Origin of the sequence: Kitasatospora sp. NBC_00070 (assembly GCF_045041205.1) — a bacterium.
Lineage (GTDB): Bacteria > Actinomycetota > Actinomycetes > Streptomycetales > Streptomycetaceae > Kitasatospora.
In genome coordinates, this window is sequence record NZ_CP108247.1 from 958,786 (window position 1) to 979,190 (window position 20,405).

Here is a 20,405-nt window from a genome sequence, read left to right on the forward strand (position 1 = left end):
CGCGAACCTGTCGACCTGTGGGGCACCCCAGCACCCGGACAAACGCAAGCAAGGCGGACACGGGCCGAACCTGGAGGACGAGGCCGTTCACCTGCTGGGACCTGGGGAGACTACGCACCCGCCATCCGGCACTGGGAGCAGGTGACAGGGCACCCCGCACCGGCCCCGGTGATGACCGGCCCGCGCGGCGGACGCCGGCTCGCCCCAGCCTTCGCCGAATGGATGATGGGCCTAAGTCCGGGATATGTCACCGGCGTTGACGGCCTCACCCGCAAGGACCAGCTCCGCCTGCTCGGCAACGGCGTCGTCCCGCAGCAGGCACAGATGGCGTACGCCGAACTGCTGGATCGCATCGTCCGGCGCTGACCGGGTACCAAATTCGTACCCCCTCAAAGCCCCTCGCTTCGGCGGGGGGCTTTTTGCGTATATCTGCGGATGTGTCAGGTAGGGCGATTTTGAGCCACTGTCAGTTGATGGTGCTAGTACTGACTTGTGACAGATCGGGTACGGAACCATCACTCAAATGCCTTGTTCGTACTCGTCACGTTGCGTAAGGTCAGTGCATGTTTCCGCAGGTCAAGGTCGGTTTTACCGTAGAGGTTGGTGTTCTGAGCATGTCCGGGCTCGCCGTTTGGCGCCCCTGTCCGAAAATCGATGATGCTGCTGGGCATGCCTATGTCGGCACCTGGGCCGAGGTTCTGACGGCCCTTCAGCAAATCGGCAGACTGGTTGGCCCCCTCGTCCCCGCCGCCGGGGCATACGGGTACCGCGTCTCAGTCCGCCACGACCTCCCCTCCGGAATCATGCTCGGCCTGGCCGAGTGGACGAAGTCGGCCGAGACCGGCAACTGGCTGCCCGCCCTGGTCTGGGCTGCTGGTGACCATGGCGTGGCGATCAGCAACTACACCCGAGCCGCCTAGCCGCCGGCTCGACCAAGCCGCCCGGAGCGAGGGACCTCCGGGCGGCCGGTCGGGCGGCAAGCGCGCCAGGATCAAAGCTCGGGCCTCTCAGGATTGGTCGTCGCGGTACCGTCCCTGTAGAGACAGAGGGAGGGCAAAACGATGCTGGAGGAGCGGGAAACCATCGGTAAGCGCGTCAAGCGCCAACGGCTACGGCTGGGTATGCCTCAGGCCGACCTTGCCGCCGCGATGGGCAGGACTCAGGGCTGGGTGTCCAAAGTTGAGAATGGCCGGGTCGAACTCGACAGGGCCGGGGTCATCAATCAACTCGCAGCCGCCTTGCACTGTCACCCGAACGACCTGATAGAGCGGCCATACGTGGCGGGGAAGGCAGCTGAGAACCAGTGGCAGGTCTCGGCTGCGGCGATTCTGCGTGAGCTGCGCCGCTACGACCTCACTCCGGTTTTTGATGGCCACCCCCGCCCTTCGGGCCAACTGTGGCAGGAGACCGTGCGGCTTCATCGGCTGCGTGACACCGCTTCCAATGTCGCCATCCTGCGTGTCTTGCCGGACATGCTTCGCGAAGCCCGCGCCCTCGCCGAGGTGTCCAGCGGCCAGGAACGGGAGGAAGCGTTCGGCGTCTACGCAGTCTGCTGCAAGTTCGCCCATACCTCCGCTCATGCCCTCGGGCACCCCGAGCTGATCACCATGGCATGTGAACGGGCGGCCTGGTCGGCCCGACTGTCCGGTGACCCGGTTTTGCCCGCAGTCGCTGACTGGATGCGCGTGTGGGACATGTGGGCGACGGCAGACTGGGACGACGCTGTTGATCTGTCCGACCGGGCGCTGCGCTCGATCGAGGAGCGATACGACAGTGGCGACCCTCTTGCCGTACGGGCATGGGGCGCACTGCATCTTCGCGCCGCCGTTTCGGCCTCCCGGGCAGGGAATTCCTCCGCATGCGAGGACCGCATCCAGCAAGCCCGCATCGCCGCCAGCCGCCTCGCCGAAAGGCCCGTTTTCGATCGGCACTCCCTGACCTTCTCGCCGGGCAACGTCCAGATCCATGCCATCTCGGTCCAGGTGGAGATGGGCGACCACGCGCAGGCCCTCGCGCTCGCCGAGCGTACGGACCGAGGGCAGATCGAGTCCTTGCCGAACTCCCGTCGTGGGCACCACCGCATGGACCTTGCCCGCGCATGGCTATGGGACGGGAACAAGGACAGGGCCTTGGTTGAGCTCGAAGAGGCAGAGAGGATCGCGCCACAGTTGATCCGCAATCACCCCATCGCTCGCGCCACCCTTCGCAAGATCGTTTATGCCGAACGGGCGGTCACCCGCGAGAAGTTGAGGCGCATGTCCGACCGCTTCCACCTGGACGGATGACGCAGTATTCCGCTGATTCATATTCAGCTGTGATCGCTCCCTTACTTTCTGCTGCATGAGCGGACGACGCACCACCCCGAAGAACGTGTCTCCCCGCACCACCTCGGAGGCCACGCCGCCCAAGTGGCCCCGGCTAGGTGATCTCGTCTACGACTCGGGGCAGAGTCGTACGGGCGTCGTGGTCGACGTGCCCGCTGAAAGCGTCTTCTCCTTCCACCTCCGCCCCGAAGGGGGCGGAGCGGAATGGACAGCGCCTGCGGATGGGTCCACATTGACGCCGTGCCAGGGTCAGGGCGTGCAGCCGTGAGGGGAAGCATTGGGTCCCCCGCTTCCCCGGCCCGCCACCTCGCTGCGCCACTGGAGGACTACCAACGGGCCCGCAGGGCAAGCCTCCCGCTACCCGGAGACTCCGGGGTTGTGCGTGACGCCCAACGCTCGATGTGCGGCTGCTCGGACCCGGCCTGCGGAGATCGGCGCACGGCGTGAGCCGGCCGAGCCGGGCGCAGGTGCTGGCGGTCGGCCTGGTGGTGGCCGCCGGGGCAGTGACAGCGTTCGTCGCACAGGCACAGGTCGACTCCGGACAGACCGGAGTGCGCGGGCTGGTCTGGTCGCTGGTCGCCGGAACGGCGTGTGCCGGTATCCCGCACGCCTACGACGGGGTTGGTAGGTGGCAACGCCGAAGACGGGCAACGGTCCGGGTTCGCCGCATCCTCGCCGACCCGCCCTCGGGGCACGTCGAGTCGTGAACCTGTTTGGCCCGGAGACGTCAGTTTCCGACCCGCGCGTGCCCCGTGATCGGCGCTGGATTCTCGGCTGGTGCTACCCCTGCGGAGCATGGCAGGACGTTACTTCGATCGGGTCACTTGGCATGCGGCCGTGGATCACTGTGTGCCACAGGCACTACAGCCCGTACGAGGAACTCCACCCCCGGGTAGCCCGGTTGGGGCCGTGGTCCCAAGCCCGTTCCCGCGCACAGCAAGCGGCATCGCCCGCCCTCTTATCTCCCGTCCCGGCCGTGTGAGCGCTAGACATTCAACCGTCCCCCACGGCGAACCGGCGCTCCGCAGAGGCACGGCCGGGACGGGTCCATCCGTCCATCCAATTGGAGAAAACTGCCTTGGTGCACAGTGACATTGCGCGCGACCAGCACTCCCAGATCCGGCTCGGCTGTCAGTCGCTGGCGGTGCGGACCGACCGGCGTGGGCTCGAAGTGCTCGGCGTCCGAACGACGTACCGCGAGGGCATCATCCTGCCCGGCGGCGCCGCCCACCCCGGCGAGTTGGTGCACGTCGCCGCTGCGCGGGAGCTGCGCGAGGAAACCGGCCTGGTCCGCACGATCCGGCACTACTTCATTACGGACCTGGTCGACGCCAACGCCGACACCGGGTCACCCCGAGGGATCAACTACGTCTGTGACGCGGGAGAGCTGTTGGGCGCCGAGGCAGCGGCGCTGTCCATCCCGCCGAGTGCCCTTGGGGAGGTCGCCGAGCTGGTATGGATGCTGCCCGTCGAACTGCCGCAGCACTGCGCGCCGTTCATGGTGCTCCGCATCCAAAAGGCCCTGGCCGCCCGCTCCGCCGGCATCCGCAACGAACTGCTGCACTACGGCGAGCCGGTCGCCGCGTAGGCCCCATGACTCCCGCTCCGGACACGACAGCGCCCGTCCCATGCACCACGGAACCTGACAGCCCGGAGCGGGCAAGCCCCCCGCCACACCTCTTGGAGGCGGAGGGGTGCGTAATCGACGCGCGCACCGGCCGCCCTGTCCTGTCCTTGGTCGGTCATCCCGGGCAGGGCGGCCACTCAATCACTACTAGGGCCTGTGTGTGGTTGTGATCAGTTGAGCGGTCGCACGAGGTCGTCTATCCAGATCATCGAGGCGCGGAGGTGGAGGCCTGCGAGGTAGCTCTCGGGTGTTTTGTCGAACCGGGTGGCGATGCCCCGCCAGGCCTTCAGTCTGTTGATCAGGCGCTCGACGGTGTTCCGCTCTTTGTAGAGGTCGGTGTCGTGGTTGACGGGTCGCCCGCCCTTGCCGCCCTTCCGTTTTCGACTGGCGGCCTGGTCCTTCTTCTCCGGGATGACAACCTTGATTCCGCGTTTGTGCAGGTAGGAGCGGTTGGCGCGGGACGAGTAGGCCTTGTCCGCGGCGACCGCGCCGGGCCGGGTGCGGGGCCGGCCGACGGGCAGGCGCACGCGCACCTTCGCGAGGACGGGGACGAACTGCGGGCTGTCACCGGCCTGGCCCGCGGTCAGAACGAGCGCCAGTGGGCGGCACCGGCGGTCGGCGGCGAGGTGGACCTTGCTGGTCAGCCCGCCCCGGGACCTGCCGAGCAGGGCCTGCTTCAGACGGAGCTCGCGTCGCAGTCGGACCTGTCCGCGCTCGTCCTGTCCGTTCTGTTCCTGCGACTGGCCCCCTTTTGTCGGGCCGTCTCCTGCTCGCGTGCGGCCTCCTCCAGGGCCTGCATGATCTCCTCGTCGACGAGCATCCCGGCGCTGTCGTGGTGGGCGCGGACGGTCGTGGAGTCCACGCTGACCAGCGACAGGTCCGTTTTCCCCTCGCGGGCGGCCGCGGCGATGAGACCTTCGAGCAGCGCGGTGAACACGCCGGCGTCCCGCCAGAGGCGGAACCGGCCGAAGACCGTGGACCAGGGGCCGAACTCGTCGGGCATCTCCCGCCACTGGGCACTGGAACGGAATCGCCAGATCACCCCCTCGAACTGGTCGCGAAGCCGTTCGGGGTAGGGCCCGAACCTGCCGATCGGCAGGTAGGGCTCGATCAAACTCCACTGCTCGTCGGTGAGTTGCCTGCGCGTCACATCCAACAGTCCTACCGGGTTCCGCCCCAGAGCGAGGGTAGAACCCGAAGGTTGATCACAACACCACACAGGCCCTAGGAGCAGCGCTCATGAGCGACGAAACGCAGGGCCAGGCCGAGCCTCCGAAGCCCCCGCCCGCCGAGGCGCCGACGAACCACGGGACGGCTCAGCCCGAGGTCACGCGCCCCGGTGGCAGGCCTGTAACGCCGTTCACCTACTGACCCCCGTTCCCGGCTGCTGGACCTGGCAGTGCACAGCCGGGAGCGGGCTCCACGCACCAACCCATCTCAGAGAGAAGGACACATGCGCACCACGACGATACGGCGCACCATCGGTGCCAGCACGGCCGCCCTGGCGGTCACGCTCGGCATGCTCACCACTCCGGCCATGGCCGCCCCGTCGGTGGCCAGTAGCGACACCCGACCTGCCATCGTGGCCCTGACGAAGGCGCAGAAGGCTGAGTTGCAGCGGGCGGTGGACGCGCAGATCAAGCGGGCCGCAAAGAAGGGTACGCAGACGGCCGCCAACGAGGTCACGTACTACTCGGCTGACGGCAAGGTCGAAGCCGTTGCGGTGCTGCCGCTCCCGGGCGAGACCATCGCGCCGAGCTACACCCAGACGGCCAACGGCATCACCAGCGACTGGCACGGCTGCCCCACCTTCGCCTACTGCTTCTACGAGAACAGCAACTGGGAGGGGGCCCGCTGGCAGTTCTGGGCAGCGTACGAGGGCCCGCCCGGGTACGCGTCCAACTACGGTTTCCAGGACCGCACTTCGAGCTGGGTCGTCAATACCAGCGCGCTGTACATCGTGGCCGATGACGCCGCGCCGGGCGGTACGGGGCAGTGGCTGTGGCTGTGGACGACCAACCCCCAGTCTTCGGCTTCCTACGTCGGGAACACGAACAACGACCGGATGGACCGGTGGTGGGCCTGGGTGGCTTAGTCGGTCACTGACGGGCTGGGACTGACCGGCGGAGTCCAGCGGCCGGACGGTGAGGCCGACGGCGACGGCACCGGATATCCGCTGGTCGACGGGGTCACGTAGACAGTCGGCCCCGACTGGCTACTAGCCCGGTCACTGCCGACGACGTACCCGGCAACGAACAGCACAGCCCCGGCAGCAGCCCCGACAAGACCGACGATCAACGGGCGGGTAGTGGTCATGCCATCACGGTAGCCACTGCCCGCCCTGTTCGAATAACAGCCCACGGGCTGTCTGTTGGGGCCGAACGCGCCCCATGCCCTTTGCCCCGCATCGCCATCAACCCGGCGGGGCGGGGTTCCGCCATGCTGGGAGGGTACGAACTTCGTACCCAAGGTGTCCGAATATCGGATTGACTGTCCGCTATTCGGACCGGTCTACCTCCACTACCCCTGGCATCACGAACGTCCCCTTGCCGCGCAGCGTCTCCACCAGCCCATCGCGCCGCAGCACGTCCAGCGCACTACGGACCGTCTCCCGGACGACGCCGAAGCGTTCCGCCAACGCCTTCTCGCCGGGCAAGGGCCCGTCGACACCGTAGGCGCCGCCCTTGATCTCGCGGCCCAGCGTCTGCGCCACCTGCTCGTACGGGGCGAGGCGCGACCGGCGGTCAATGGGTGTCTCTGCCATGGGTCAGAGCATAATCGTCGACCTTTTCGCGGCCCTGCCCAGACAGGATTAGACATGCCTAGACAGGGTTAGACATGCAGCCGTACGGTTGAGCCCAGAAATGACAAATGCCCCGCCTACCGGATGAGGACCAGTAGCGGGGCGGCCAGCTAATGAGGAGCTGACGTGCGTCACCTTATCGTTCCCGCCCTGCTCTGGGTGCTCCGGTCCCTGATCCCGGACTGGCGGCCCTGGAACACCGCCCGGCCCGCACCCGTCCCGTCCCGCCCATACCGGCTCACCCTGGCCGGACAGCAAGGTGGGCTGCGACACCACAACCCGGCCACCCGGCCAGTGTGCTCCCGGTTCCAGCAGCCGATTCCCGTCCACGTCGTGGCCCGGACCATCATGCCGAGGTGGCAGGCGGTCCGTGAGCCGGTGAACACGTACACCCGGCAGGCAGCCGACAAGTGGGCCGTACAGCGGGGTGCGGCGGCCCAGAGGCGGGCGGTCGAATGGGCGGCACGCGCCGGGATGCCGGACCCACTCCGGTGGCTGTCGGACGCGGTGGATGCCGACGGCTGCCTGACCCGGGAGAACAAGCGGGAGGTGGCGGCGTGATGACAGAAGAGGCCCCCGCCCAGGACCAGGGCATTACCCGCATCTGCTGTATGTGCAGCGCAACCAAGGGCGTGACGGTAGCGGCCCACGGGGAACGCGTCAGCGGCCCGCCACAGCCCCTCTGGGGGTGCGAGAGCTGCACCCCGGCCATTAAGGCCATCGTGAACCGCTAGACCGCATAAGGCCCCGTCCAGCCACGAGCTGGGCGGGGCCTGTTGCGTTGGGGTGGGCGGCCCTCGACGGTCCGTCACCACCTCGCATAACCTATTGCTCTGACCGGGAACGCAGAACTGCGACGCCGGCCTCGTGCAGGGTGATCTGTTCAGGGGTGGTCAGGGACTTTCGCAGTGACCCGCACGCCAGATCTCCTCGCCCACGCGGCGGAGCCGCACATCAGCAGAGCCCCGAGCCCCTGGACATTGCAACCTGAGCGCCTGCCCGGAGCGCAGCCCCGAGCGCCTGGCCGTGGATTCCCGAGTGCCTGCCTAGACTTCCGCAGGTGACCGTACTGGTGTGGGTGTCGCTGGTGGCGTGGGTGTGGCTGACGCTGGCTCAGGGGTTCTTCTGGCGGACCGACCAGCGGCTGCCCGCGCCGGCGGAGACCGGGCGGTGGCCGGAGGTGGTGGTGCTGGTGCCGGCCAGGGACGAGGCCGAGGTGCTGCCGGTCAGCCTGCCGAGCCTGTTGGCGCAGCGGTACCCGGGGCGGGCCCGGGTGGTGCTGGTGGACGATCACAGCTCGGACGGGACGGGCGAGTTGGCCCGCCGGCTGGCCACCGGCGGCGGACTGCCGCTGACCGTGACCACTCCCCCGCCGCTTCCGCCCGGCTGGACCGGCAAGCTCTGGGCGCTGAGGCACGGCGTGGAACAGGCCGGCCGGCCCGAGTACCTGCTGCTCACCGACGCCGACATCGCGCACCGCCCGGACTCGCTGGCCGCCCTGGTGGCGGCGGCCGAGGGCCACCGGCTCGACCTGGTCTCGCAGATGGCCCGGCTGCGGGTGGAGACCGGCTGGGAGCGGCTGATCGTGCCGGCCTTCGTGTACTTCTTCGCCCAGCTGTACCCGTTCCGGTGGAGCAACCGCCCCGGCGCGCGGACCGCCGCCGCGGCGGGCGGCTGCTCGCTGGTGCGCCGGACGGCGCTGGAGCGGGCCGGCGGGATCGCCGCGATCCGGGGCGCGGTGATCGACGACGTGAACCTGGCCCGGGCGGTGAAGCGCACCGGCGGCCGGACCTGGCTCGGCCTGGCCGAGCAGGTGGACAGCGTTCGGCCCTACCCGGAGCTCGGGCAGCTCTGGCGGATGGTCTCGCGCAGCGCGTACGCGCAGCTGCGGCACTCGCCGCTGCTGCTGCTCGGCACGGTGCTCGGGCTGGCGCTGGTCTACCTGGTGCCGCCGGTGGCGACGGTGGCCGGGGCGGTCACCGGGACGTGGTGGGTCGCGGCGGCGGGCGGCGCGGCCTGGGCGCTGATGGCCGGCACCTTCACCCCGATGCTCCGCTACTACGGGCAGCCGGCGGCGGCCGCACTGCTGCTGCCGTTCACCGCGCTGCTGTACCTGCTGATGACGGTGGACTCGGCCGTCCAGCACTGGCGCGGGCGGGGTGCGGCGTGGAAGGGGCGGACGTACGGAAAGGCGCTGGAACCGGATGACGGTCCTGCGTCAGACTGACCGGATGGACCATCAATTACGAAGCAGGATCGCCCACTCCGACCACCCGATCGCGGCGCCGCTCTCCGACCGCAACGTCCAGCGGCTGCTGGACCGGGCCCTCCGGGGCCGGGCCGGGCGGGTGCTCGACCTCGGCTGCGGGGAGGCCGCCTGGCTGCTCCGGGCGCTGGCCGCGTACCCGGAGCTGCAGGCGGTCGGCGTCGACCTGGACGAGGCCGCGCTGACGCTCGGCCGGGAGCGCGCCGAGGCCCTCGGGGTGGCCCGGCGGCTCGGGCTGCACCACCAGGACGCCAAGGAGTTCAAGGCCCACCAGCCGTTCGACGTGGTGCTCACGGTCGGTGCGACGCACGCCTTCGGCGGGCTGCTGCCGACCCTGACGGCGGCCCGGGAGTCGCTGGCCCCGGGCGGGCTGGTGCTGATCGGCGACTGCTTCTGGGAGCGGGAGCCGGACGCGGCCGCGCTGGCCGGGCTCGGCGTCCCGAACGCGGACGACCACGCCGACCTGACCGGCACCGTCCGGCTGGTCACCGAGCAGGGCTGGGTGCCGGTCCTCGGCCACATCAGCACGCCGGAGGAGTGGGACGACTACGAGTGGGCCTGGGCGGGCTCGCTCGCCGAGTGGGCCCTGGACCACCCCGAGCACCCGGACAGTGCCGAGACCGCCACCGTCGCGGCCGAGCACCGACTGGGCTGGCTCGGCGGCTACCGGGGCACGCTCGGGTTCCTCACCCTGCTGCTGCGCCGGGCGGACTGACGGATCATCGGTTCTCCGGCAGGCGGCCCGCCTGCCGGAGACCTACCGGCCGAGCAGCCGCGCGGCGGTCGGCTTGCTGTACTCGAACCGGCTCATCTGCTCCAGGTCGCGCAGCCAGCTCGCCCGGCCCGGCGGGGTGGTGACCACCTCGCGGTAGAGCGCCTCGAAGGCGCTGGCGACGCTCTCCAGCGAGAACCGGCCGACCACCCACTCCCGGCCCCAACTCCCCAGCTCGGCCCGGCGGTCCGGCTCGTCGAGCAGCGGGCGGAGCTGCTCGGCCAGCAGTTGCGGCGGGGCGGCGCCTTCACCGAAGCCGTACATGCAGCGCGAGGCGTGCGGCTCGACCAGCGGGCCCGGCTCGTGCAGTGCGGTGTACCCGGCGGCGCCGTGCACCACCACCGGCTTGCCGAAAGCGAGGCCGCGCAGGGCCGAGCCGCCCATCCCGAGCACCACGTCGGCGGCCTGGTAGGCGGGCCGGGGGTCGGCCAACTGGCCCGGTACCAGGACGGCTTCGCGGCCGAGGGCGGCGTTGGCCGCCGCCGCCGCCGCCCGCAGCGGCTCAAGGCTGGGCCCGGCGCCGACCACGGCCAGCCGGACCCGGGGGTCGGCCAGCGCCCGGACCGCCTCGACGGTGCGCAGCGCGCCCGCGTCCTTCTCCAGGTCGGGCACCAGCCGGGTGACGATGGCGAGCAGCAACTCCTGCTCACCGATGCCGTGTTCGCGGCGGAACACGCCGCCGTCCACCACTCCGGGGGCGTCCGTCACGGTGTTCACCGGCGGCTCGATCAGGCGGACGTCGCGGTGCCCGAAGGCCCGGCCCTCCCCCATCAGGGCGCCGAGCCCGAGCACCAGCGGCTGGTGGCGGGGCAGCCCGCGCAGCATCCGGATGCCGTAGAAGGTGGTGATCACCGGGATCCGGCCGAGCCGGCCGGGGCCGAAGAAGGCGTTCCGGGCGGCCCGGACCTCCCAGGCGTGCACCAGCTGGCTGCCGTGCTCCTCGGCCACCCGGTTCAGCCGCGCCCGGACCACCCGGGCCGGGGTGTCCGGCCCGCCCTCGACCACCAGCTGCAGGCCGTGCCCGGCGGCGAGCTCGACCAGCGGGGCGGGCCCCTCGACCCCCTGGGCGAACAGCACCGGGTGGTGGCCCCGGTCGCGCAGGGTCCGGGCGATGTCCACGGCGTTCAACTGCGCGCCGCCCAGCGCGAGGTTGTTGAGGTGGACCAGTACTCTGAGGCCGCTCACCGGTTCACTCCTCCCAGCGGTGCGGGACGAAGACCGGTGCGGCCAGCACCACGGCCCGTGGCGGGGTGTCCAGCATCGGGCCGAAGACGTCGAACTGGCCGACCGAGTGCCAGCTCATCAGTGTCCCGCCGTCGGTCTTGCCGATGCTGTAGACACCCGCCCAGAGCGTGTAACGGCCGCGCGGCAGCGGCAGGTTGGGGATCAGGCAGGCGACCTGGTGGTCCTCGCCGGTGAGCCGGATCTCGTGGCTGATCTGGAAGATCGGGCTGGAGGTGCCCTCGCTGACGCCCAGGTGCAGCGTGGCGTCGCCCCGGTAGTCGCCGCCGAGGGTGAGCTCGACCGTCATCAGCTCGTCGGTGGTGAGGTTCTCCCGGCCGTCGCCGAGGATCTCGTGCTTGAGCAGCTGGAGCGGCTCGCCGACCCGGCCGCCGCCCTCGGACTGCGCCTCGATCGAGTCCCGGTAGCCGGACATCGCCTCCTTGATGCCCGCGTCCACCCGGATCGAGCCCTGCTCCAGCCAGACCCCCCGGCGGCAGATCGACTCGACGGCGGGCAGGTCGTGCGAGACGAAGACGATCGTGGTGCCCTGCTCGGCCACCTCGCGCATCCGGTCCAGGCAGCGCTGCTGGAAGACCGCGTCGCCGACCGCCAGCACCTCGTCCACCAGCAGCACGTGCGGCTCCAGGTAGGCGGCCACCGCGAAGCCGAGCCGCATCTGCATGCCGGAGGAGTAGTACTTGACCTGCCGGTCGATCGCCCCGCCGAGCCGGGCGAACTCGACGATCGCGTCGAACCGGGAGGCCACCTCACGGCGCTTCAGACCGAGCAGCGCGCCGAACAGGTAGATGTTCTCCCGGCCCGTCAGGTCGGGGTGGATGCCGGCCCGGATCTCGATCAGTGCGCCGATCCGGCCACGCACGTCGATCACCCCGCCGTACGGGTACATCACCCTGGTCAGCATCTTGAGCAGGGTGGACTTGCCGGAGCCGTTGGAGCCGATCAGGCCGACCGACTCGCCGGGCTCGATGTGCAGGTTGATGTCCCGCAGCGCCCAGCGCCAGTCCTCGCCGCGGCCGCCGCGCAGCCGACGGGTCAGCTGCTCGACCTTGTCGCGCAGCAGCATCCGCTGCTGGTCGGCCTTGAAGCGCTTCCAGACCTGCTCGGTCCTGATCGTGCCCAGCGGGAGGCTCTGCCTGCTCGAAAGGTCATGCGACATCGGCGATCCCCGTCTCCAGCTTCTTGAACAGCAGGTAGCCGCCGACCAGGAAGACCACCGAACTGGCGGCCGCGATCCCGGTCAGGGTCAGGTCCGGGGTCTGGCCGTAGAGCAGGGCCCGCCGGTAGCCCTCGATCACCGCGCCCAGCGGGTTGATGCCGACGTACAGCTCCTGCAGGCCCTGCGGGATCTGCGAGAGCGGGTAGGCGACCGGGGTGGCGAACACTCCCATCTGGGTGATGATCGGCAGCAGGTGCCGGACGTCCCGCAGGTAGACCACGGCGACCGAGAGCACCAGCGCCACGCCGTAGGTGAAGGCGATCTGGATCAGCAGCAGCGGGAGCACCCAGAGGAAGGTGATCGCCGGCGGCGTCCAGAAGGCCAGGAAGAGCAGCCCGAGCACGCCGACGCCGATCAGCATGTCCACGCTGGCGACCAGCATGGTGGCGAGCGGGAAGACCTCGCGCGGGCAGTAGACCTTGTTCAGCAGGCTCAGGTTGTTGGCCAGGCTGAGTGCGCCCTGGTTCATCGTGTTGCTGAAGAACTGCCAGACGATCAGGCCGACATAGGCGAACAGCGGGTAGGCCACACCGCCGGTGTCGATCTTCACGGCCCGCTGGAACACCAGCGTGAAGATGGCGCACAGGGCGAGCGGCGTGAGCACCGCCCAGGCGAAGCCGAGCACCGCCTGCTTGTACCGGGCCCGCAGATCGCGCTCCGCGAGCGCGCGGACCAACTCACGCGCCCCCAGCAGCTCGCGGGCCACCTGGGCGGGCCGCAGCCTTCGTTTGAAGATCAGTTCGGCAGGCGGTCCGTCGGCCCCCGACCGCCGCGCCTCGGTCTGGTTGTCGCGCTGGTCCAGGACCTGCGCGCGCTGTCCCCCCACGGAACCCCGCCTTCTCCGGTGCCGAGTGATTCGGTGACGTCCGAGGTACGAGCCTCGAATCCGGGCCGCTGCAGAGGCAGTTCGGCCGCGGCGACCACTCTGGCACAGAGTGTGCGAGCAAGGGACTGGTTCGGTGAAGAATTCGGGCTGCTCAGAGCCGCCGCCGGTCGGGAGGGTGGGCGGAGGAGCGAGGTCAGCCGACCAGCCGGTCCAGCGCGTCGGGCATCCCCTCGACCCCGCCGTCCCGGCTCGGCTGCACCCGCTGGCCGCCCTGCACCAGCACGGTCGGCAGCTCGTCCACCTGGTACCGGGTCAGCAGACCGGCGGCCGCGTCGGTGGCCCGCTGGACCTCCTCGGAGCGGTACGCCGTCAGGAAGCCCGCCGGGTCGAGTCCGACCGTCCGGGCCCAGGCCAGCGCGGTCTCCTCGGTGGTCACGTCGGTCTCCCGCTCGTGCACCGCGCGGAACACCGCGAGCTGCAGCCGGTCCACCTCGCCGAGCTGCTCCAGCGTGTAGTACAGCCGGGCGTGCCCGCGCTGGGTCTGCTCCTCGCGGCTGCCCGCCCAGACCGCCGGCACCCGACGGAGCGTCACGTCGGAGCGGTGCTTCTCGGCCCAGCGCTCGAGCGGGACCTCCAGCTGCTGGGAGTGCCCGCAGTCGTACCAGAAGAACTCGACGGCCTCCTGCTTCACCGCCCGGCCGGGGCCGGGGTTGTCGATCCGGCCCACCAGGCCCCCCTCGTGCGGGACTTCGGGGGCGGCGACGGCAGGGGTGACGAGCAGTCCGCTGGCGACGGCGGCCAGCACGGCGGTGCGCAGAAGCGGGTTCACAGCCGGTCATGCTGCCAGCGTCCGGCACCGCCGGGCGAGCTGACGGGCCGTCCGGTGCGGAACTTCGCCCGGACGGCCCAGCGCCGGGTCAGCCCTCGTGCTCCGGCTCCGGCTCGGGCTGCGACACCGGCTCCGACGCAGCCACGGCCCTGGCGCTCTGCTGGGCGGCGCTGTCGAAGAACCGGAGCAGCTCGACCGGGAAGGGCAGCACCAGGGTGGAGTTCTTCTCCGCCGCCACCTCCACCACGGTCTGCAGCAGCCGCAGTTGCATCGCGGAGGGGGTCTCGGCCATCGTCCGGGCCGCCTCGGCCAGCTTGGCGGAGGCCTGGAACTCGCCGTCCGCCGTGATCACCCTGGCCCGCCGCTCCCGCTCCGCCTCGGCCTGCCGGGACATCGACCGCTTCATCGACTCCGGCAGCGCGACGTCCTTGATCTCCACCCGGTCGATGTGCACGCCCCAGCCCACGGCCGGGCTCTCCAGCATCAGTTCGAGCCCCCGGTGCAAACCCTCCCGGCCGGAGAGCAGGTCGTCCAGCTCGCTCTTGCCGATGATCGACCGCAGCGAGGTCTGCGCCACCTGGGACATCGCGAAGCCGTAGTTCTGCACGTCGACGCTGGCCCGGACCGGGTCGATCACCCGGAAGTAGACCACCGCGTCCACCCGGACCGAGACGTTGTCCCTGGTGATGCCGTCCTGGGCCGGCACCGGCATGGTGATCACCTGCATGTTGACCTTGCTGAGCCGGTCCACGAACGGGATCAGCAGCGTCGGCCCTGGCTGCCGGGGCGCTCCGCTGACCCGGCCGAGCCGGAACACCACCCCGCGTTCGTACTGCTGCACCACCCGGAACCCGGTCACCAGCCAGGCCACCGCCAGCGCCGCCAAGGCGCCGAGCCCCCCGAGCACGATCTCCATGCTTGTCTTCCTCCCCGTTGGGCCACCGACCGACGGCGGCCGCGGGCACAGTATGCGCGCGACCCCACGGGGAGAACAGACGCCGGACGACCCTCCTTCGCACCCCTCAGCGGCCGGGGGCCACCTGCCGGAGCAGGCGCTGCCAGGAGTCGGTCACCACCGCCAGGTCGAACCGCTCCAGGGCGTGCGCCCGGGCCGCCGCACCGAGCGCGGTCCGGTCCCCCGAGAGCACCCCGCCGAGCGCCTCGGCCAGCGCGACCGGGTCGCCCGGCCGGACCAGCGCGCCCGTCCGGCCGTCCAGGACGACGTCGCCGACCCAGCCCACGTCGGTGGCGACGGCGGGCAGCCCGGCCAGCGCGGCCTCGATCAGCACGCCCGGCACGCCCTCGCTGTCGCTGCTCAGCAGCAGGACGTCGGCGGCCAGGTAGAGCACCCCGGGGTCGGCCAGCCGGCCGAGCAGGTGCACCCGGTCGCAGGGCGGGAAGCTGCCGCTGAGCGGACCGTCGCCCGCCACCGCGAGATGCACGTCCGGCAGCCGGTCGAGCGCGTCCAGGGCCAGGTCGAGCCGTTTCTCCGGCGCCAGCGCGCCGATCCACGCCACCACCGGGCCCTGCCGGGGCAGGCCCAACTGCGCGCGGGCGGCCTCGCGTTCGGCCTGGTCGGCGGCGGGCCGGTAGCGGTCGGCGGCCCGGCCGTTCGGGATCGTCCGGACCTTCCGGGCGGGCAGCCGGAAGCGCTCCAGCAGCACCGTCCTGGCACCGTCCGAGATCGCCGAGACGGCGGCGGCCCGGTGCAGGAAGGCACCCACCCGGAGCCGCCGGGACAGGCTCGCCGTCCAGTGCCTGGGGTCGCCGATGTTGACGTACACGAAGGGCACCCCGGTGCCCAGCAGCCCGACGGCGCAGGCCTGCAGGGTGCTGGAGCCGTGCGCCACCACCACGTCCGCCTGCCGGGCGGCGGCCCGCAGCGCCCGCAGCGTCGCCGGGTGGTGCCGGGACGGGCCGAGCACCGGGGCGTCGTGGTCCGAGGGCGCGTCGGCGTGCGGCTGGAGCGAACGGAGCGTGGACGGCGCGCCCCGGCGCAGCAGTTCGGTGTGCAGGTCGCGGGCGAGCTGCTGGGCACCCCGGCCCCGGGGATCGGTGATCAGGTGCAGCACACGAGGTCCGTCAGCCATGCGGCCAACCTTCCACACCGGGCGCCCTCCCCGCAGGCCCTTCCGGCGGGACGGGCGGGCCGGCCGGGGGTCACCGTTCCCGCCGGTCTGCCCATTCGCTGGCGGATGCCCCGCCCCACCTGGGATGCTGATCGTCTGTCAGAGCGTGCTGGGCCGGGGGGCCGGCGCCGGGGGTCTTGCTGGGGGTTGCCGCTGTGCACGTGCTCTATGTGATCGACAGCGTGAGCAGAATCGGCGGTGCCGAGCAGGGCTTGGTGGCGATGGCACCGCAACTGGTCCGCTCGGGCATCCAACTGGACGTGGCATACCTGCGGCACTCACCGGACGGCTTCCAGGCCGAGCTGACCCAGGCCGGCGCCACCGTCTTCGGTGTGCACGCGGCGAACCGGGTCGGCGAGTTGGCGGCGCTCCGGCGGCTGGTCCGCCGTCGCCGCCCCGAGCTGGTGCACACCACGCTCTACGAGTCGGACGTGCTCGGCCGCTCGGCCGCGCTGGCCAGCGGGGTGCCGGTGGTGTCCAGCCTGGTCAACTCCGCGTACGGGCCCGAGCATCTGCACGCCCGCGGTCTGAACCCGTGGAAGGTCCGGGCCGCCCAGGCGGTGGACGCGGCCACCGCGCAGGGCACCCGGCGGTTCCACGCGCTGACCAGGCACGTGGCCGAGGTGATGGCCCGTCGGCTGCACGTCTCGCCGGACCGGATCGACGTGGTGCCGCGCGGCCGCGACCCCGAGCTGCTCGGCTCGGTGACGCCCGAGCGCCGGGCCGCCGTCCGGGCCGCGCTGGAGCTGTCCGCCGACACGCCGGTGGTGCTGGCCGCCGCCCGGCAGCAGTACCAGAAGGGTCTCGACGTCCTGCTGGAGGCGTGGCCCGCGGTCCGGGCCGGGCTGCCCGACGCGGTGCTGCTGCTGGCGGGCAGCCCCGGCACCGAGACCCCGGGGCTGCGGAAGCTGGCCGACCGGGCGGGCAACGTCCGTTTCCTGGGCCCGCGTTCGGACGTGTTCGACCTGATGGCGGCCTCCGACGCGTTCGCCGTGCCGTCCCGCTGGGAGGGCCTGGGCAGTGCGGCGATGGAGGCGATGGGGGTCGGCGTCCCGCTGGTCTGTGCCGACGTGGCCGCGCTCCGCGAGACGGTCGGCTCGGAGGACTACGCCCGGCTGGTGCCGCCGGAGCGGCCGGGCGAGCTGGCGGCCGCGCTGCTGGACACGCTCGGTGACCGTTCGGCCGCCGCGCTGCGGGTGAAGGCGGCCCGGGCCAGGTTCCTGACCCGGTTCACCCTGCACCACGTCTCGGGTCAGATGGTCGAGTTCTACGAAAGATCACTGCGGCGGGGATGAGATTGGCCAAAGCGCTTGCGCCGCACGTCAGGTGCCGCAAGCATCAGGCTCGGGGGTTTCGGGGAGGGTCGGCGACGTCGGGGGGTGTCGCGCGGCCGCGAGCCGTCACCGGATCGTACGGAGCCGACCCTGCATCCGGCCCGGCCGGTCCGTACGGCGTATGCACCACGAACGCGAGGGGAACCAACCGGTGGAACCGGCTAACCACTTCATGGTTTTGCGCCGTTACTGGCGTCTGCTGGCGGGCTGCACGGTGGCGGCCCTGATCATCGGTCTGCTGCTCACCCCCACCGTCGACACCGTCGACAACGGCAAGTGGCAGTGCAAGGTGGCGATCACCCCGGTGGCCGGCTCGGGCGAGGCGGTCCGGGCGGACCAGGTGCTCTCGTACGCCGGCGGCTCGGACGTCACCACCGCGGCCGCCAAGAAGCTCGGCGTCACCGACGTGGCGGCCTTGGCGGCCCGCCGCACGGTCTCCGCGGCCAGCACCCAGATGCTGTCCGTGACCGTCACCGGCCCGACCCAGCACAACTGCGCGGACACCGCCGCCGCCTTCGCCGAGGCGATCATCAACGGCTACAGCCAGGAGTCGGCGAAGAGCGCCAGCGAGTCGATCAAGCGGCTGGAGGCCCAGGCGGCCACCCAGCAGGAGCAGGTCAACAAGTTCCAGCAGCAGTTCTCCGCCGCCAAGCCGGCCGACCAGCCCAAGCTGCAGCCGCAGTTGACGGCCGCGCTGGCCTCGCTGACCAAGACCCTGACCGCGATCAGCGACCTGCAGAACGTCAGCCAGACCGACGCCATCCAGCAGTGGGGCTCGATCGACGCCAAGGAGGCGGGCGGCAACCTGCTCAGCTCGCCGAACCGGGGCGTCCGGCTGACCCTCGCGGTGGCGCTCGGGCTGGCCCTGGGCGTGGTGGCCGCGCTGATGCTCAGTCGGATGGACACCCGGCTGCGCTCCCGCAACGCGGTGGAGGAGGCGTTCAACCTCCCGGTGATCGGCGAGATCCCGCAGCTCTCCCGGCGGCTGCGCCGGCTGCGCGACCCGCTGGTGGTGGCCCGGCCGTCCGACCCGGGCGCCGAGGCGTTCCGCTCGCTGCGCTCCACCCTGCTGCTGACCGGACCGCCCTCGCTCGCCGCGCAGTTGGCCGACGGCAACCTCAACCCGGCCGAGCTGGTCTCCCGGCGGCTGGCCCAGCCCGCGCCGGTGATCCTGGTGATGTCCGGCCGCAGCGGCGACGGGCGGACCACCACGGTGGCCAACCTGGCCGCCGCGCTGGCCGAGACCGGCCGCGAGGTCCTGGTGCTGGACTGCGACTTCCGCCATCCGCAGGCGCACGAGCAGTTCGGGGTGGGCTCGGGGCCGGGGATGGCCGAGCTGCTCAGCGGTGAGCAGCTGCCCGAGCTGGACGACCTGATCCGGCGGACCAACGTGGACGGCGTGCACCTGATCACCGGCGGCAACACCACCGCCTACCCGGCCGCCCTGGTACTGCGCGCGGGCGAGGTGCTCCGCCGGGCCCGGCGGCACGCGGACGTGGTGCTGATCGACAGCTCCCCGCTGCTGCACGCCAACGACGCGTACGACCTGGTCCGGCACGCGGACGCGGTGCTGGTGACCGCGATGGCCGGCAATGTGACGCCCGAACAGGCCGACCGGGTCAGCGAGTTGCTGTCCCGGACGGGTGTCCCGGTGGCCGGCGTGGCGCTGCTCGGCACGCTCGGCCAGTCGGTCCGCCGCAAGCGCGACGGCATGCACGGCGGCGCCCAGCCGGGCAGCTCCCAGCCCGGCGGGCCCACGCAGCCGACCGGCCCGGTGCCCACCCAGCCGCACCAGCCGAGGGAGGAGCCCCGACACCGCGCCTCGCCCACCTGGGCCCGGCGCACCCAGCACGCGCCCCCCGGTGCCGAGTCGGCGGCCGGCGGCCACGAGGGCGAGCTCCGATGACCGCCGGGCCGATCCGGGTGCTCTGGCTGACCAAGGGCCTGGGCCGGGGCGGCGCCGAGCAGTTGCTGGTCAACTGCGCCCGGCACGCGGACCGCGAGCGGTACGAGATCGAGGTCGCGTACGTGCTGCCGTGGAAGGACGCGCTGGTGCCCGCGCTGGAGGCGGCGGGCGTCCGGGTGCACTGTCTCGGCGCGGCCCCCGGGCGGCTCTGGCCCTGGCGGCTGGCCCGGCTGCTGGCCCGGCGGCGCTACCACCTGGTGCACTCGCACATGCCGGTCCCGGCCGCCGCGGTCCGGCTGCTGACCCTGGGCCGGCGGCGGCCGGTGCTGGTGCACACCGAGCACAACGTCTGGGAGCGCTACCGGACCGCCACCCGGTGGGCCAACTCGCTGACCTACCGGCGCAACCGAGCCGTCATCGCGGTCTCGCACGCGGTGGCCGCGGCGATCCCGGCGGCCCGCCGCCGGGCCGGCGAGTTCGTGCACGTGGTGCACCACGGCCCCGACCTCGGCGGTGCGGCCGGCGGTCCGGCCGCCCGCGCCCACGCCCGGGCCGAACTCGCCCTGCCGGCCGACGCGTTGGTGATCGGCACGGTCGCCAACTTCACCCCCAAGAAGGACCAGGCCACCCTGCTGACCGCGTTCGGCCTGCTCCGCGAGCGGCACCCGGAGGCCCGGCTGGTGCTGATCGGCTCCGGCCCGCTGGAGGCGGAGCTGCGCGCGGCGGCGGGCGAGGGCGTGCTGTTCGCCGGCTCCCGGTCGGACGTTCCCGAACTGCTGCCGGGCTTCGACGTGTTCACCCTGAGCTCGCGTCAGGAGGGCCTGCCGGTCGCCCTCATGGAGGCGATGACCAGTGGGCTGCCCTCGGTGGTGACCAGGGTCGGCGGGATGCCCGAGGTGCTGGACGACGGCGGGCAGGGCTTCCTGGTCGAGCCGGGCGACCCGGCCGGCCTGGCCGCCGCCTTCGGGCGGCTGGCCGGGGACGCCGGGCTGCGCGAGCGGCTCGGCGCCGCCGCCCGGCTGCGCGCCGAGCGCTTCGACGTGGCCGGGGCCCAACGGGCCGTGGAGCAGGTGTACGAGCAGGTGCTGCGGAGCTGACCGTCGCCCGCCCTACCCCTCCGAGAGGAAG

Annotated in this window: 19 protein-coding genes and 1 pseudogene; 12 read left to right on the plus strand and 8 right to left on the minus strand. The window is 71.6% G+C overall.

The features are described 5' to 3' along the window. Window positions 1-141 precede the first annotated feature (141 nt). The 5 genes from OHV05_RS04450 to OHV05_RS04470 all read left to right on the plus strand — a co-directional run bounded on the left by OHV05_RS04450 (window position 142) and on the right by OHV05_RS04470 (window position 3,912). Window positions 142-366, plus strand: a complete 225-nt coding sequence (locus tag OHV05_RS04450; protein ID WP_405016436.1) for a hypothetical protein — start codon at window positions 142-144, stop codon at window positions 364-366. Between the two features lie 197 nt (window positions 367-563). Continuing rightward, the gene (locus OHV05_RS04455; protein ID WP_405016437.1) at window positions 564-920 is read left to right on the plus strand and encodes a hypothetical protein; all 357 of its coding nucleotides are present in this window, start codon (window positions 564-566) and stop codon (window positions 918-920) included. A 141-nt stretch (window positions 921-1,061) separates the two neighbouring features. Continuing rightward, window positions 1,062-2,285 carry a helix-turn-helix domain-containing protein gene (locus OHV05_RS04460; protein WP_405016438.1) on the plus strand — a complete coding sequence of 408 codons (1,224 nt, stop codon included), beginning with the start codon at window positions 1,062-1,064 and terminating at the stop codon, window positions 2,283-2,285. Window positions 2,286-2,767: 482 nt separating this feature from the next. Further along, window positions 2,768-3,031, plus strand: coding sequence for a hypothetical protein (locus tag OHV05_RS04465; protein WP_405016439.1), 264 nt, complete (start codon window positions 2,768-2,770; stop codon window positions 3,029-3,031). Between the two features lie 374 nt (window positions 3,032-3,405). After that, a complete protein-coding gene (locus tag OHV05_RS04470; protein WP_405016440.1) occupies window positions 3,406-3,912 on the plus strand; it encodes an NUDIX domain-containing protein in 507 nt (168 codons plus the stop codon). A 209-nt stretch (window positions 3,913-4,121) separates the two neighbouring features. On the opposite strand, the pseudogene OHV05_RS04475 reads toward OHV05_RS04470, so the two are convergent. After that, a pseudogene (locus OHV05_RS04475) lies at window positions 4,122-5,101 on the minus strand (IS5 family transposase). A 303-nt stretch (window positions 5,102-5,404) separates the two neighbouring features. Between OHV05_RS04475 and OHV05_RS04480 the strand changes: the two are divergent. Beyond that, the gene (locus OHV05_RS04480; RefSeq protein ID WP_405016441.1) at window positions 5,405-6,046 is read left to right on the plus strand and encodes a peptidase inhibitor family I36 protein; all 642 of its coding nucleotides are present in this window, start codon (window positions 5,405-5,407) and stop codon (window positions 6,044-6,046) included. 402 nt (window positions 6,047-6,448) lie between these two features. Here OHV05_RS04480 and OHV05_RS04485 read toward each other — a convergent pair whose 3' ends face one another. Next, the gene (locus OHV05_RS04485; protein WP_405016442.1) at window positions 6,449-6,715 is read right to left on the minus strand and encodes a GntR family transcriptional regulator; all 267 of its coding nucleotides are present in this window, start codon (window positions 6,713-6,715) and stop codon (window positions 6,449-6,451) included. A 165-nt stretch (window positions 6,716-6,880) separates the two neighbouring features. Between OHV05_RS04485 and OHV05_RS04490 the strand changes: the two genes are divergently transcribed. The 3 genes from OHV05_RS04490 (at window position 6,881) to OHV05_RS04500 (ending at window position 9,735) form a co-directional block, all read left to right on the plus strand. Next, window positions 6,881-7,315, plus strand: coding sequence for a hypothetical protein (locus OHV05_RS04490; protein WP_405016443.1), 435 nt, complete (start codon window positions 6,881-6,883; stop codon window positions 7,313-7,315). A 499-nt stretch (window positions 7,316-7,814) separates the two neighbouring features. Beyond that, window positions 7,815-8,981, plus strand: a complete 1,167-nt coding sequence (locus OHV05_RS04495) for a glycosyltransferase (protein ID WP_405016444.1) — start codon at window positions 7,815-7,817, stop codon at window positions 8,979-8,981. 4 nt (window positions 8,982-8,985) lie between these two features. Beyond that, on the plus strand, window positions 8,986-9,735 hold the full coding sequence (locus OHV05_RS04500; protein WP_405021387.1) for an SAM-dependent methyltransferase: 750 nt from the start codon (window positions 8,986-8,988) through the stop codon (window positions 9,733-9,735). Window positions 9,736-9,777: 42 nt separating this feature from the next. Here OHV05_RS04500 and OHV05_RS04505 read toward each other — a convergent pair whose 3' ends face one another. The 6 genes from OHV05_RS04505 to OHV05_RS04530 all read right to left on the minus strand — a co-directional run bounded on the left by OHV05_RS04505 (window position 9,778) and on the right by OHV05_RS04530 (window position 15,998). Further along, window positions 9,778-10,977, minus strand: a complete 1,200-nt coding sequence (locus OHV05_RS04505; protein ID WP_405016445.1) for a glycosyltransferase family 4 protein — start codon at window positions 10,975-10,977, stop codon at window positions 9,778-9,780. Between the two features lie 4 nt (window positions 10,978-10,981). Continuing rightward, window positions 10,982-12,193: an ABC transporter ATP-binding protein gene (locus OHV05_RS04510; RefSeq protein ID WP_403043506.1), complete on the minus strand. Its 1,212-nt coding sequence runs from the start codon at window positions 12,191-12,193 to the stop codon at window positions 10,982-10,984. Continuing rightward, window positions 12,183-13,079: an ABC transporter permease gene (locus OHV05_RS04515; RefSeq protein ID WP_405016446.1), complete on the minus strand. Its 897-nt coding sequence runs from the start codon at window positions 13,077-13,079 to the stop codon at window positions 12,183-12,185. Before OHV05_RS04515 ends, OHV05_RS04510 begins: the two co-directional genes overlap by 11 nt. 193 nt (window positions 13,080-13,272) lie before the next feature. Further along, a complete protein-coding gene (locus OHV05_RS04520) occupies window positions 13,273-13,908 on the minus strand; it encodes a thiol:disulfide interchange protein DsbA/DsbL (protein WP_405016447.1) in 636 nt (211 codons plus the stop codon). Window positions 13,909-13,996: 88 nt separating this feature from the next. Next, window positions 13,997-14,824: a slipin family protein gene (locus OHV05_RS04525; RefSeq protein ID WP_405016448.1), complete on the minus strand. Its 828-nt coding sequence runs from the start codon at window positions 14,822-14,824 to the stop codon at window positions 13,997-13,999. A gap of 106 nt (window positions 14,825-14,930) precedes the next feature. Further along, window positions 14,931-15,998 carry a glycosyltransferase gene (locus OHV05_RS04530; protein ID WP_405016449.1) on the minus strand — a complete coding sequence of 356 codons (1,068 nt, stop codon included), beginning with the start codon at window positions 15,996-15,998 and terminating at the stop codon, window positions 14,931-14,933. A gap of 221 nt (window positions 15,999-16,219) precedes the next feature. Between OHV05_RS04530 and OHV05_RS04535 the strand changes: the two genes are divergently transcribed. The 3 genes from OHV05_RS04535 to OHV05_RS04545 all read left to right on the plus strand — a co-directional run bounded on the left by OHV05_RS04535 (window position 16,220) and on the right by OHV05_RS04545 (window position 20,374). After that, a complete protein-coding gene (locus tag OHV05_RS04535) occupies window positions 16,220-17,332 on the plus strand; it encodes a glycosyltransferase family 4 protein (protein ID WP_405016450.1) in 1,113 nt (370 codons plus the stop codon). A 211-nt stretch (window positions 17,333-17,543) separates the two neighbouring features. Next, window positions 17,544-19,277, plus strand: a complete 1,734-nt coding sequence (locus OHV05_RS04540; protein ID WP_405016451.1) for a tyrosine-protein kinase family protein — start codon at window positions 17,544-17,546, stop codon at window positions 19,275-19,277. Beyond that, window positions 19,274-20,374, plus strand: coding sequence for a glycosyltransferase (locus OHV05_RS04545; RefSeq protein ID WP_405016452.1), 1,101 nt, complete (start codon window positions 19,274-19,276; stop codon window positions 20,372-20,374). Before OHV05_RS04540 ends, OHV05_RS04545 begins: the two co-directional genes overlap by 4 nt. Window positions 20,375-20,405: the final 31 nt, after the last annotated feature.